Source organism: Fulvivirga sp. AWR4_260, from assembly GCF_056158185.1.
Genome location: NZ_JBSWSU010000015.1, coordinates 3,195,888 through 3,209,046, shown reverse-complemented (window position 1 = coordinate 3,209,046; position 13,159 = coordinate 3,195,888). Strand labels below are relative to the sequence as shown.

General features: G+C 38.2%; 11 protein-coding genes. 9 read left to right on the top strand and 2 right to left on the bottom strand.

Annotation, left to right across the window (positions count from 1 at the left end; translation table 11 throughout):
• Positions 1-75 precede the first annotated feature (75 nt).
• The 9 genes from ACXACQ_RS19755 (at position 76) to ACXACQ_RS19715 (ending at position 11,201) form a co-directional block, all read left to right on the top strand.
• Positions 76-1,008 carry a LysR substrate-binding domain-containing protein gene (locus tag ACXACQ_RS19755; RefSeq protein WP_474977717.1) on the top strand — a complete coding sequence of 311 codons (933 nt, stop codon included), beginning with the start codon at positions 76-78 and terminating at the stop codon, positions 1,006-1,008.
• 140 nt (positions 1,009-1,148) lie between these two features.
• Positions 1,149-1,775: an NAD(P)H-dependent oxidoreductase gene (locus ACXACQ_RS19750; RefSeq protein ID WP_474977716.1), complete on the top strand. Its 627-nt coding sequence runs from the start codon at positions 1,149-1,151 to the stop codon at positions 1,773-1,775.
• 140 nt (positions 1,776-1,915) lie between these two features.
• Positions 1,916-2,944, top strand: a complete 1,029-nt coding sequence (locus ACXACQ_RS19745) for an LLM class flavin-dependent oxidoreductase (RefSeq protein WP_474977715.1) — start codon at positions 1,916-1,918, stop codon at positions 2,942-2,944.
• Positions 2,945-3,157: 213 nt separating this feature from the next.
• Entirely contained in the window at positions 3,158-3,580 is a 423-nt protein-coding gene (locus ACXACQ_RS19740; protein ID WP_474977714.1) for a transposase, read from the top strand.
• Positions 3,581-3,704: 124 nt separating this feature from the next.
• Positions 3,705-4,976, top strand: a complete 1,272-nt coding sequence (locus ACXACQ_RS19735) for a porin (RefSeq protein ID WP_474977713.1) — start codon at positions 3,705-3,707, stop codon at positions 4,974-4,976.
• 15 nt (positions 4,977-4,991) lie between these two features.
• Positions 4,992-5,255 carry a DUF4212 domain-containing protein gene (locus tag ACXACQ_RS19730; protein ID WP_474977712.1) on the top strand — a complete coding sequence of 88 codons (264 nt, stop codon included), beginning with the start codon at positions 4,992-4,994 and terminating at the stop codon, positions 5,253-5,255.
• A gap of 2 nt (positions 5,256-5,257) precedes the next feature.
• Positions 5,258-6,952, top strand: a complete 1,695-nt coding sequence (locus tag ACXACQ_RS19725) for a sodium:solute symporter family protein (protein WP_474977711.1) — start codon at positions 5,258-5,260, stop codon at positions 6,950-6,952.
• 82 nt (positions 6,953-7,034) lie between these two features.
• The gene (locus ACXACQ_RS19720; protein ID WP_474977710.1) at positions 7,035-7,463 is read left to right on the top strand and encodes a VOC family protein; all 429 of its coding nucleotides are present in this window, start codon (positions 7,035-7,037) and stop codon (positions 7,461-7,463) included.
• A gap of 354 nt (positions 7,464-7,817) precedes the next feature.
• Positions 7,818-11,201 carry an AbfB domain-containing protein gene (locus tag ACXACQ_RS19715; protein WP_474977709.1) on the top strand — a complete coding sequence of 1,128 codons (3,384 nt, stop codon included), beginning with the start codon at positions 7,818-7,820 and terminating at the stop codon, positions 11,199-11,201.
• A gap of 86 nt (positions 11,202-11,287) precedes the next feature.
• Here the strand turns inward: ACXACQ_RS19715 and ACXACQ_RS19710 are convergent, their stop codons facing one another.
• Both ACXACQ_RS19710 and ACXACQ_RS19705 read right to left on the bottom strand, forming a co-directional pair.
• Positions 11,288-12,127 carry an oxidoreductase gene (locus tag ACXACQ_RS19710; protein WP_474977708.1) on the bottom strand — a complete coding sequence of 280 codons (840 nt, stop codon included), beginning with the start codon at positions 12,125-12,127 and terminating at the stop codon, positions 11,288-11,290.
• 80 nt (positions 12,128-12,207) lie between these two features.
• The gene (locus ACXACQ_RS19705; protein ID WP_474977707.1) at positions 12,208-13,149 is read right to left on the bottom strand and encodes an AraC family transcriptional regulator; all 942 of its coding nucleotides are present in this window, start codon (positions 13,147-13,149) and stop codon (positions 12,208-12,210) included.
• Between the last annotated feature and the right edge of the window lie 10 nt (positions 13,150-13,159).

The following is a 13,159-nucleotide window of genomic DNA, read 5'->3' as shown; positions in this document are numbered from 1 at the left end:
ATTTGTAGGCATAGTTTACTAATGATGTTATTTGCAATGGATTGATTTTATAATGATAAATACTCTCATATTTTAATGACACTGCAACAACTACAATATGTAATAGCGCTGGATAACCACCGGCATTTCGTAAAGGCTGCGGATAGCTGTTTTGTGGCTCAACCCACTTTGACCTTACAGGTAAAAAAACTGGAAGACGAAATAGGACTAACTATTTTTGATAGGTCATCACAGCCTATAGTTCCAACCTTAATGGGGGAGCGGTTTATCATTAAGGCACGTCAAATTTTACGTGAAATTGATGGGCTTAAAGAAATGGTTAATCAAGAAAGGAACGAACTGAAGGGGAAATTTAGAATAGGTATTATACCTACAGTTGCTCCTTATCTGTTACCTCTATTTATAAAGCAATTTAGTGATGATCATCCTGATGTATTTCTGGAAATTAAAGAAATACAGAGTGAAGATATTATTACCGGCATTCAGAATAATACATTGGATCTGGGTATTATGGTCACCCCACTAGAGGAAAGTCATATTCGCGAAATTCCGTTGTTTTATGAGCCATTTTTGATTTATGCTCATGCACATCATAAACTTTTGTCTAAGCCAGAGGTAGACCCTAACGATATTAAAAAGAAGGGCCTATGGCTACTTGATAAAGGTCACTGTTTCAGAAATCAGGTATTGAATATCTGCAATGAAGATAGATATAATGGAGGAGCCGAAAGAATTTCTTTTGAGAGTGGGTCTATCGAAACTTTGAAAAATATGATTCAAAGCAATGGAGGTTATACTCTAATGCCCGAGTTAGCCGTAAATGCCAGATATGATACTGATTTTGTAAGGAGATTTTCTGAGCCGCAGCCGGCACGTGAGGTAAGTATTGTGGTGCATAATAGCTTTACAAAAGAGTTATTATTGACTAATTTGAGAAAATCTATACTTGCAGGAGTACCTGACGGGTTTAAGAAAAATGAGCGGTTTATTACAGTAAAATGGAGGTAGCCCTCACCATTGATCTAAACATTAAAAAAGAAACAATTTAGTTATCCATTGTTTAAAGTAAACCGTAATAATGACTAGGAGGTTAAGTCGTTAATCACTAAAATATTTCAACTTTAAAGTTTAAACATTAATATTGCAATATGGCACTATTAGAAGATTTAGAGTGGCGCTATGCTACTAAAAAAATGAATGGAGAAAAGGTAGCTGATGATAAAGTAGAAAAAATACTGGAAGCCATCAGGCTAGCACCTACTTCAATGGGATTACAGCCTTTCAAGGTTATTGTAATTACTGATCATGAATTGAAGAAAGAGATTTTACCGCTTGCATTTAACCAGCAACAAATGGTAGACAGTTCACATTTATTAGTGTTCGCAGCATGGGATGAAATTACCCAAGAAAGAGCAGATGCATTAATCGATTTGAATGTTAATGTAAGAAAGGTTACTAAGGAGTCATTAGCTACTGTTGCAGGTTATTTAAAAAATTTAGTGAATGACACCCCTGAAAATAATTTTGCGTGGGCAGCACGCCAGACTTATATAGCCTTGGGTATGGCTTTAGCAGCTGCAGCAGAGCTAAAAGTAGACTCAACTCCAATGGAAGGCTTTAATCCTGCGGGTCTTGATCAGCTGTTAGGCCTTGATAAAATAGGGTTAAGAAGCGTGTCTTTATTGCCTTTAGGTTATAGAGATGCTGAGAATGATTGGTTAGCGGCTTTGCCAAAGGTGCGTAAATCAAAAGAAGAATTATTCATAAGAAAATAATTGCCGATTAATATTTTGAAAGAGCTGTTTGGGAAACCGAATGGCTCTTTTTTTATGGCTCTGTTAAAAATATCGATAAATCTAAATCTATTGATGAGTTTGTTCGTATAAGAAGCATACAAGTGATAAAGGAAATGAACATGGGTAATAAGAAAGATATTAAATATTCTGTGTTGGAGCTAGCTTCGGTTTCTGCCGGAAGCACCCCAAGAGATGCGTTTGACAATAGTGTGAGCTTAGCACAGCATGCTGAAAATTTAGGTTTTACGCGTATGTGGCTAGCCGAGCATCACAATATGATCAGCATAGCCAGTGCAGCAACATCGGTATTGATAGGCCATGTGGCCAATGCTACTAGTAAAATAAAAGTGGGGTCGGGCGGGATTATGTTACCCAACCATTCTCCTTTGGTAGTTTCAGAACAATTTGGAACCTTAGGAGCGCTTTATCCAAACAGGATAGATTTGGGGCTAGGGAGAGCTCCAGGGACAGATCAAGTTACTGCACATGCCATTAGGCCAGATAGAATGCATGCCGTACACCAGTTTCCTAATGAAGTAGAGCAAATTCAACGTTATTTCTCAGCAGACAATGCTGGAGCAAGTGTACGCGCCACTATGGCAGAGGGTATTCATGTTCCAATTTACATTCTTGGATCAAGTACGGATAGCGCTTATTTGGCTGCAGAAAAAGGTCTTCCTTATGCTTTTGCAAGTCATTTTGCACCTACTCATTTGTTTGATGCCCTTAATATATATTATAATAACTTTAAGCCATCGGCCTATTTAGATGCTCCATATACAATAGCTTGTGTTAATGTTATAGCTGCAGATACTGATTTTGAAGCAGAAAGATTAGCTACCTCACTGGTAAGAATGATGCTAGGGGTAATGACCAATAATTTGGATTATTTACAACCACCAACAGATCCTTCTGCTGAAATTAGAGAAATGATGGCTGCTCCTGCATTTCAAAGAATGCTTAAATATGCATTTATTGGAAGCCATGACTCTGTGAAAACTAAAACGGAACAATTTTTAAAAGATACAGGTGTGGATGAGCTTATGGTGGCTTCACACATTTATGACCATAATGATAGGTTAAAGTCTTATTCAATTTTGGCTGATGTAATGAAAGAGTTGAATCTTTCAGAAGCCTATCACAATTAATATACTTCAGTCTGCCAGGGGGGAAAACACTTTTGATCTCTTGTTAGCCAATCCTCCCTGGTTATTTTTACTTCCCACTAGTTAATATTTCATCTTTAATTTATATAAGCCTTTAGCTGATATGTTCAGCTACATGATTCATTATATCAAATTTTCACAGCACTGACTATACAATTTGCTAAATAGATATATTTATGCTAAATTATTATAGTTATGCCTTTACCTCTATGTCCACGTTGTAGCGCCTCGCAGGTGATTAAGAGCGGTGTTGTTAAAAACCGGCAAAGATACTTTTGTAAAAAATGCAATTATTACTTCACTGTAAGTAAACTAGGCAAACAAATCGATGATTATTATGTGATTAAAGCCCTACAACTTTACTTAGAAGGAGTGAGTTATCGTGAAATAGAAAGGTTGATAGGCGTAAGCCATGTTTCAGTGATGAACTGGGTCAAAAAATATAGAATTAAGGCCCCCGACAGATATGGTTACAAACCTACCTATAGTATTCTCTCTTTTAAAGAACTGCAAGATTATATAAGTAATATGGGAGACCTTAAGTCTACAGGAATATTACTCACACAGCTTGGAGATAAATATATGCTCATCAAATGGCAGCGTATTAAATCCTCTTAACTATACACTTACCAAAACTATACATAGAATTATCCTATCATGGATTAATTTATCATATTTCAATCGATTGCAATTAAGTCTGACGCGTCTTCTTTATAACTAATATTAACCTAACCCTTAAGTAATGAAGAAGGTATGCTCGATTATCTTCCTATGGGCCTCATTTGTTATGATTGATGCCTATGGGCAAGAAGAGAAAAAAGATGAAATAGACCATTCTTATAAACCTCTAATAGTAGAATTAGACCCCTCTGGGAGAAAGTACATTCGTTTTATCACTTGGCATCAGATATGGGGCGAAGATGGAGATCTTAGTAATGATGATCAAGGATTTTCTATGCGAATCAGAAGATCTCGATTGTTGGCCTATGCGCAAATCTCACCACGATTTTTAATATTAACACATTTTGGTCTCAACTCTCTTACCAGTGCTACGGCTGATCCCATTGGTAATAGAGCTACCAATGATAATACCATCAATAGTGCTCAGATATTTTTACATGCAGCTTGGACAGAATTTAAAGTAACATCTGATGAAAGCTTATATATGGGTGGAGGATTACATTACTGGAATGGGCTCAGCAGGCTTACCAGCGCCAGCACCCTTAATTTTATGACTCTCGATAACTACCGTCAGGCCTGGGCATCTTTAGGGCTGACCGATCAATTTGCTAGGCATTTAGGTATTTATGCTAAAGGTCGATTAGGAAAATTAAATTATACAGTGGCCATCAATGACCCTATATCTAATGCATTAGGCTCTAGCGACACACCTGAACCCAATACCATTACCTATTCAGGAAGACGGTTATTAGGAAATGATGCTGCCACGGTTATAGAGGGGTATTTTGATTATCAATTTTTTGATCAGGAGTCAAATAAATTGCCGTATAGAGTAGGTACTTATATGGGTACCAAGCGTGTGTTCAATATAGGAGCAGGTTTTTATAGTCATGCTAATGGCACCGTTAGTGTAGACAATGCGGGCAATATTTCGGGTAATGATGTGAACCATTTTGCAATTGATGCATATTATGATGCTCCATTAGGGCAAGGAGCTTTAAATGGCTATGCGGCATATTATAACTTTAATTATGGAGACAATTACACCCTTGGCTATACCTATGGCACCGGCTCTTCCATTTATGCTCAAGGCGGCTATTTACTACCTAAATTCTCCGAAAAAGTACGTTTTATGCCATACTTGGCTTATAGCACTAGAGACTTTGAGGCTTATGAGAATGCTGGAAATACCTTGCAAATAGGACTTAATAGTTTCCTCAATGGGCATAACGCTAAAATTACCCTAGAATATAACTCTACACTTTATAATTATTCGGGGGATAAGCCCGATAGAGTGAATGGACTCATATTACAAACCCAAATCTTCTTATAATCAACCTTTAATACTATGGATAAACAAAAAATGAAACAATACTGGCGTACAAATCTGCGCTACCTCACTATTCTACTCATTGTCTGGTTTTTGGTCTCATACTTGGCAGGCATTTTAATGGTAGACACTATGAATACCATTCAATTAGGAGGGTTTCCTTTAGGCTTTTGGTTCGCTCAGCAGGGTTCAATATATGTATTTGTGGTTTTGATTTTCATATATGTGGTACTCATGAATAAGCTTGATAAAAAATTTGATGTAGACGAAAAAGAAGATTAATCATGGATGTACAAGTATGGACTTATGTAATAGTAGGGGTAACCTTCGTAATTTATATTGGAATAGCCCTTTGGTCTAGGGTGGGGTCTACAAAAGAGTTTTATGTAGCAGGAGGAGGAGTTCCTCCATTGGCTAATGGCATGGCTACGGCTGCCGATTGGATGTCCGCGGCATCATTTATATCTATGGCAGGCATTATTTCCTTTGCCGGGTATGATGGTGCGGTGTACCTTATGGGCTGGACGGGAGGTTATGTGCTATTGGCCCTTTTACTGGCTCCTTATTTACGAAAATTCGGAAAATTTACTGTGCCCGATTTTATAGGAGATAGGTATTATTCTAATGCCGCCAGAACTGTGGCGGTAATATGTGCCTTGTTTGTTTCTTTTACCTATGTAGCAGGTCAAATGCGAGGAGTAGGAGTGGTGTTTAGCCGCTTTTTGGAGGTAGATATTAACTCAGGTGTTTATATAGGAATGTTTATCGTTTTTATTTATGCTGTGTTAGGTGGCATGAAAGGGATCACATACACTCAGGTGGCTCAGTATGTAATTTTAATATTTGCCTTTATGGTGCCGGCCATTTTCATATCTATACAGCTTACTGATAATGTTTTACCTCAAATAGGATTTGGTAGCACCATGACAGGTACTGATACCTATCTTTTAGATAAACTTAATGGTTTACACCAAGAGTTAGGTTTTGCAGAATATACCAGTGGAAGCAAAAGTACTATTGATGTGTTTTTTATTACGGCAGCACTTATGATTGGTACCGCTGGTCTTCCGCATGTGATCGTGAGGTTTTTTACAGTACCCAAAGTAAAAGATGCCCGCTTGTCGGCTGGCTATGCATTGGTTTTTATCGCTATTTTATATACTACAGCCCCTGCAGTAGCAGCTTTTGCCAGAACTAATTTAATAGAAACGGTAAGCGATAAGGAGTATTCGAGCATGCCTTCGTGGTTCAGTAATTGGGAAAATACAGGTTTACTTACATTTGATGACAAAAATGAAGATGGTAAAATTCAATATGTCGCTGATCCTGATAAAAATGAATTGACTATAGATAGAGATATAATAGTACTTGCTAATCCTGAAATAGCTAAACTTCCAGACTGGGTTATAGCATTAGTGGCGGCAGGCGGTTTAGCAGCTGCATTGTCCACCGCAGCGGGCCTTCTTCTAGTAATATCTACTTCCGTATCTCATGATTTAGTGAAAAAGCAGCTGGCTCCAGATATTAGTGATAAAGCCGAGCTATGGATAGCTCGCGGAGCAGCAGTTTTGGCCGTATTAGTAGCTGGCTATTTTGGTATACACCCTCCGGGCTTTGTAGCCGCAGTAGTGGCTTTAGCTTTTGGTTTAGCAGCTGCTAGTTTTTTTCCTGCAATAATTCTTGGTATATTCTATAAAAGAATGAATAAAGAAGGAGCTGTGGCCGGTATGATAACTGGCCTTGGCTTAACGCTCTTTTATATGATGAAATATAAGCTGGAGTGGCTTGGTGGTGAAACATCATCGGAGCACTGGTGGTTTGGTATCTCTCCCGAAGGTTTTGGCACCATTGGGATGATTGTCAATTTTGTGATATCTTTTGTAGTATGTCAGCTAACGCCACCACCTCCTCCAGAAATTCAAGATATAGTAGATGATATCCGTTTTCCTCGTGGTGCAGGACAGGCGCAAAATCATTAAAATACTATTTTATAAAGAATTATTGAGAACAGGTTGGTGTGAACTAACCTGTTCTCTATTTATAAATATTACTGTTTATTGCATGGCACTTAGATTATACCCTTGCCTTTGGTTTGAAAATCAAGCTCAGGAAGCAGCAGTATTTTATTGCTCTATATTTCCTAATTCTAGAATTACCAGGTTGAATCACCATGCAGTAAGTTTTAGATTGGATGGCCACCGAATGCTCACCATTAATGGTAGAGAAAAGGCAAGTCATTTTAACGATACTGTATCAATGGTAATTTCTTGCGATACTCAAGCGCAGATTGATTACTACTGGCGTAAGCTTACTGCAGATGGTGGAGAAGAAGGATTTTCTGGGTGGTGCAAAGATAAATATGGAGTGTCATGGCAAATAGTGCCACTTGTACTGGGTAAATTATTAGCTGATCCTGAGAAGGCCGAAAGAGTGATGGCACTACTTCTGAAAATGCGTAAGATAAATGTAGCCCCCTTACTTGCCTGTTAATAATACACGTTTTTCATAGCTAATTACTCATCAATGCGACATTGCTAGTTCATTTATTTAGAATAATATCTGTATATACGCTTGCGCGCAATCGTTATTTTTACGTTTATTATATTTTACACAAACATAAACCTAAACCTAAAATGAAAAATTCACTTTATTATCCCGCTCTCATTGATTCTTAGAACCCTATAACTTCTTAGTAGCCGCTTTATTTTTAGTTATAAAAAGGAGCCGGTCAATTAAGTAGAAATTAACATTGCCAACCTTTATTCAAGGGTTGAATAGTATTTCTATGCTTAAAATTTAATAGAATAAATGTGCTTCATGCACAGGGTATATAAAACATTATCAATGAATTTAAACACAAAATATAACAGCAAGCATAGTAGTGAACTATGTGTGGATAGTAATAGTGGCGTCAATTATTGGCTGCTGCTTTTACTCTGCTTTTTACTTCTTAGTAATGGACTGTTGGCTCAGGTGACAGTAGCTTGGGAGAGTCATGATAGCGATCGTTATTTTATTAGGCACCGAGATAGTCGCGTGCGCATGGATACAGGGCCAGGCATTAGCCCTATTGAAGATGGCTATTGGCAAATGGTGCCAGGCTTAGCCGATGCATCAGGGGTTTCTTTCAGGGCGTCAAATTATCCTGATAGGTATTTACATGCTGTAAATGATGAAATATGGATAGAGTCTAATAATGGAGATGCTTCATTTAATGCTTCTGCTACGTTTTATGTAAGGCGTGGCTTGGCAGATAATTCTAAAGTGTCATTTGAGTCATATCAGATGCCGGGCGCATTTATTAAGCACACAGATGATCTTTTATTTATTGCTGCAATAACAACAGATGCCGATAAGGAAGGTGCCACTTTTGAAGCTTATAGTGGAGATATCCATGGGCACGGTTGGTCAAAAGCATCCAACGGAATTATGACTGTTTTTGGAGAAGGAATTAATTCCACTGACGGTATTTTGCAAGAATACCCTAGACCTCAGTTGATCAGGAATAATAATTGGATCAATTTAAATGGCGTATGGAGTTGTAAAGAAGGTTTTCAAGGAGAAGGAGCACCTTTTGGTCAAAAGCTAACCAATGATATATTAGTTCCATTTCCTGTAGAGTCTGCGCTGTCTGGTATTAAAAAAAGATGGTCACGTATTTGGTACCGAAAGACTTTTGCACTGCCATCAGATTGGCACAACGAAAAGGTATTGCTTCATTTTGGAGCAGTAGATTGGGAGGCAGAAGTTTTTATCAACGGAACTAGCATAGGCACTCACAAGGGAGGTTATGATCCTTTTACTATGGATCTTACTAATTACCTCCAAGGCGGAGCCAACGAGTTAATAGTAAGAGTTTACGACCCTACAGATGCCGGCTCTCAACCGGTAGGAAAACAAAGAAATAGTGCTTTTAACACTACTGATGGTATTTGGTATACGCCTTCTAGCGGTATATGGCAAACCGTTTGGTTGGAAGCTGTACCTCAAACGTATGTTGAAAGTATAAAAACAGTACCCAATATTGATAATGGTACTGTTCAGCTTACTGTAAATACTGCAGGAGAGCAATCCGGGGTGTCTGTTTTGGCAGAAATATCTGCTGGAGGAAATGTGGTAAACAGTGTTCGTTCGGCTGTTAATGCTCCATTTTCGATATCAGTACCTAGTCCACAATTATGGTCGCCATCAAATCCATTTTTATACGATGTGAAGCTTACTCTATATGATGGAAATGCCATATTAGACGTAGTAGAGAGTTATTTTGGAATGAGGAAGATTTCATTGGGAGTTGAAGATGGCGTGCGTAAAATGTTTCTTAACAATGAGTTTGTCTTCCAAATGGGGCCACTGGATCAAGGCTTTTGGCCTGATGGATTGTATACACCGCCATCAGAGGAAGCTATAGTCTTTGACTTAGAGGGCATAAAAGACTTGGGTTATAATATGGTTAGGAAACATATTAAGGTTGAACCTGCCCGATGGTATTATCATGCAGATCGTTTGGGGCTTTTAGTATGGCAGGATATGCCCAATGGTTGGAATATTAACTCAAGTGCTCAGCGAGCGCAGCACGAGCTGGAATTAGAACGAATGGTGAAGAGTCTATGGAATTCACCTGCTATCATCATGTGGGTCGTTTGGAATGAGCAATGGGGTATTTATGATCAGGTGAGATTGACCAATAACACTATGGCACTAGACCCCTCCAGAATGGTGAATGGAAACAGTGCATGTTGTGGCGGTGGATCAGAAGGTGGGCATATTAAAGATTATCATTTTTATTCTCCACCAAATGCCCCAGGACCAGACCCCGACAGGGCCATTGTTAATGGTGAATACGGAGGAATAGTGCTCAATAAAGGACATCTGTGGAACCCTAACTATTGGTCTGATTGGGCTAAGGTGGTAGCCAGTGATGGCGAGTTTACAGATTTATTTGTTCAATACTGTAATTTGAATATCTCGCTACGAGATTCGAGAGGTATGAGTGCCGCGGTGTATACTCAATGGACAGATGTAGAAGGTGAGATCAATGGAAATTATACCTATGATAGAAAGGTTTTTAAAGGAGATAAAGCCAGGCTTAAAGCTGCATTAAAATCCACTTATGAAAGCGAGACCATAAGAATGAACCCTCCAATGGGGTATGTAGCATGGGAAAGTTCCAATATCGTAGGTAATTTTATTAGGCATAAGCAAGGTTTGTCACGAATTGATTTCCAAGCTGAACCCATACAAGATTTCTATTGGAAAATGGTGCCAGGCCTAGCAGGTCAGGGAGTTTCTTTCCAATCTCACAACTACCCCAATACTTATTTAAGACACAGAGATGGTCAAGTTTACCAAGATAATAATGATGGTAGTGGCCTCTTTGCTGCTGATGCAACATTTATAGTTGAACCAGGACTAGCTGATGCTTCGAAGGTGTCATTCAGGAGTTTTAATTTTCCTGAAAGGTTTATTAGGCATAGAGAATCTGTGTTATATACCACGGCAATTAACTCCGATTTGGATAGACAAGATGCTACGTTTATCCCTGTTTCTAACAGCCAGATGGTGTCATGGGAGAGTTTCAATATGGCCGGACAGGTCATTAGACACCAAGAAAGTAGAGCTAAAATAAGTAGTGCAGTGTCTCCGGTAGATGATGGTAACTGGCGAATGGTTTTGGGCTTAGCAGGAACTGGTGTTTCGTTTGAATCTGTAAATTTTCCGGGTAAATATTTAAGGCATAGAGACGGTGCTGTTTATCTCGATGCTAATGATGGCGGTAGGCTGTTTAAAGAAGATGCTACCTTTTTTATGAGAGATGGATTGGCAGATGCCTCACGGGTATCTTTCGAATCATTTAACTACTCAGGCAGGTTTATTAGGCATAGAGAGGGGTTGCTTTACTCTGAGGAGATCAGTTCGGATCTTGATAGGAGAGATGCTACCTTCATTATGAATGCAGGTATTGGAAATAGCATGTCTCATGCTATTGTTGAGGAAAATTCTATGAGTTCTGAACCATTAATATATTACCCTAACCCTGTGAGTACGGAATTAACGATTATAGGATTAGCAGCAGGTATGGAGGTGCAGGTATTTGATTATACCGGTAATTTGGTGTTGAAGCAGAGAATTAAAGATGCTCAATTGAGCCGCATTAGTGTAGAGAATCTAAAGGCTGGATTATACTACATTAAGACAGCAAAAGGAGAAGTGAAATTTATTAAAGAATAGCTTTTTTCGGTTGTAAAACTATATAAACTTTTACTAAAACAGCTAAAAATCTGCCTTACAAGCAGATTTTTAGCTGTTCATTATTTTTAAAAATCAGTAGATAACGTAACGTCTTTATTGGTTTCTATTCCATCTTGTAGCATTTGCAATTTGTAATTGGCAAACTGAAGTGCATCAGAGCCTAACAAAATACGTAACGGTTTTTCATCTCCTTCAAAAAGTTTAACCATTACTTCGGCCATTTTTTGAGGATCACCTATTTGGTTACCCGGTATATCTTCGGTGTGTTTGCGCTTTTCTTCTTGCACAGCTTCATAGGCCGCTATAGGTGTTGTGGGAGTCATGGCAGAGTTGCTGCTTAAGAAATTCGTTCTTATGTATCCTGGCTCTATTACCGTTACATCGATGCCGAAAGGAGCTACTTCCTGAGCCAAAGCCTCAGAAATACCCTCTACAGCGAATTTAGTACCGCAATAGATGCCCCAGCCAGCACCAGCGATCAGACCAAAAACGGAAGATATGTTCAGTATATAGCCACTTTTTTGAGCTCTCATGTGGGGAAGTATAGCTCTTGTTACATTCAAAAGTCCAAAAACATTGACATCAAAACTGGCCTTTACTTCTGCATGAGATGATTCTTCTATTCCACCAATAAGGCCATAGCCAGCGTTGTTTACTAATACATCTATAGTTTTAAATGTAGATATAGTAGTTTCAATAGCAGTTTTAACGCTGTTTTCATTCAAAATATCTACCTCTAAGGGTAAGAAGTTTTCTAAAGAACTGCCTACTGCTGATTTTAATTTATCCAAATTTCTGGCCGTGGCTGCTACCTGATAACCTTTTTCTAATAACGTTTGAGTTAGGCTTAAACCTAAACCTTGTGAGCAGCCCGTAATAAACCAAGTTTTCTTTTTGCTATCCATAATACTAATTGTTTATGGTGCAAAAGAGCAGTTAATCTATGGGGTTGTGTTTGTTTAAACAGTAGGCAAATTTGTGACTTTCAAAGATGATCTTGCGCGAATGTGTTTTTTCTGAATTGAGAAGGAGGTATAGAGGCTTTTTTTCTGAAAAACGAAGAAAATGCAGCCTGATCCGAAAAGCCTAAAACGTAGGCAATGGCCTGAATATCCCAATTGGTTTGTAATAATAATGACTTTGCCTCATATAACATTCTGTCTTGAATATGATCTCTTAGTGTTTTTCCTGTTTGTTTTTTAACAAGAGTATTTAAATAATTAGGGTGCACGTTCAGTTGGTCAGCAAATTCTGTTGCGGTTTTAATAGACAAAGTAGTTTGTTGGTCCTGTATCTGAAATGCTTTTTCTAAAAGGTTGAGAAAGTTATAGATATAGCTATAATTTTCTGATACGGCTATATTTTGCAGACTTTTGCCAGATCTTTTAGCCAGTAACAGTATCATTTGAAGATGGAGCAATATAGCATCTTTCTTGTCTTCTCGCTCACTTTCATATTCTTTTAATATATGTTGAAAATAGGAATCAACCCTCTCAGAATCTTCTGGGTGTAACGAAACTACAGCTCTATTGGCTTGGAAAAGGGGGTAATGGCGAAACGTTTGTAAAACATGATCTGCCTGGGTAAAATAATTCGGATGTATAAGGCAAAAATGTCCTCCTGTTTCTTTGGAGGTTATTTGCCATGACATTAGTTCATCGGGGTGCAAGAAAGCAATATCTCCGGGTTTTAGATCGTATTGGTGTAAGCCAATGGTCAATACTCCTGTGCCAGAGGTAATATGAAAAATTTTGTAAAAATCTCTTCTGTTGGGTGATATATAATCTTTAACAGGGTAGTTTTCCCTGTTTTGAACACTGAAGTATTGTGCATTTAAAGGGTAATGCTCTACTTCCATTAAAGGAATTTTGAAGTTTTCTTCAGCAAAAGTTTCTAATGGAAATCTGGGAATCTTTGATTTTGACATGGGGTAGTTT

What these genes read in the sequence shown, in the direction of transcription:
- ACXACQ_RS19710 (WP_474977708.1), bottom strand. Translation starts at nt 12,127, where the DNA reads ATGGATAGCAAAAAGAAAACTTGGTTTATTACGGGCTGCTCACAAGGT.
- ACXACQ_RS19715 (WP_474977709.1), top strand. Translation starts at nt 7,818, where the DNA reads ATGAATTTAAACACAAAATATAACAGCAAGCATAGTAGTGAACTATGT.
- ACXACQ_RS19720 (WP_474977710.1), top strand. Translation starts at nt 7,035, where the DNA reads ATGGCACTTAGATTATACCCTTGCCTTTGGTTTGAAAATCAAGCTCAG.
- ACXACQ_RS19735 (WP_474977713.1), top strand. Translation starts at nt 3,705, where the DNA reads ATGAAGAAGGTATGCTCGATTATCTTCCTATGGGCCTCATTTGTTATG.
- ACXACQ_RS19725 (WP_474977711.1), top strand. Translation starts at nt 5,258, where the DNA reads ATGGATGTACAAGTATGGACTTATGTAATAGTAGGGGTAACCTTCGTA.
- ACXACQ_RS19740 (WP_474977714.1), top strand. Translation starts at nt 3,158, where the DNA reads ATGCCTTTACCTCTATGTCCACGTTGTAGCGCCTCGCAGGTGATTAAG.
- ACXACQ_RS19750 (WP_474977716.1), top strand. Translation starts at nt 1,149, where the DNA reads ATGGCACTATTAGAAGATTTAGAGTGGCGCTATGCTACTAAAAAAATG.
- ACXACQ_RS19705 (WP_474977707.1), bottom strand. Translation starts at nt 13,149, where the DNA reads ATGTCAAAATCAAAGATTCCCAGATTTCCATTAGAAACTTTTGCTGAA.
- ACXACQ_RS19755 (WP_474977717.1), top strand. Translation starts at nt 76, where the DNA reads ATGACACTGCAACAACTACAATATGTAATAGCGCTGGATAACCACCGG.
- ACXACQ_RS19730 (WP_474977712.1), top strand. Translation starts at nt 4,992, where the DNA reads ATGGATAAACAAAAAATGAAACAATACTGGCGTACAAATCTGCGCTAC.
- ACXACQ_RS19745 (WP_474977715.1), top strand. Translation starts at nt 1,916, where the DNA reads ATGGGTAATAAGAAAGATATTAAATATTCTGTGTTGGAGCTAGCTTCG.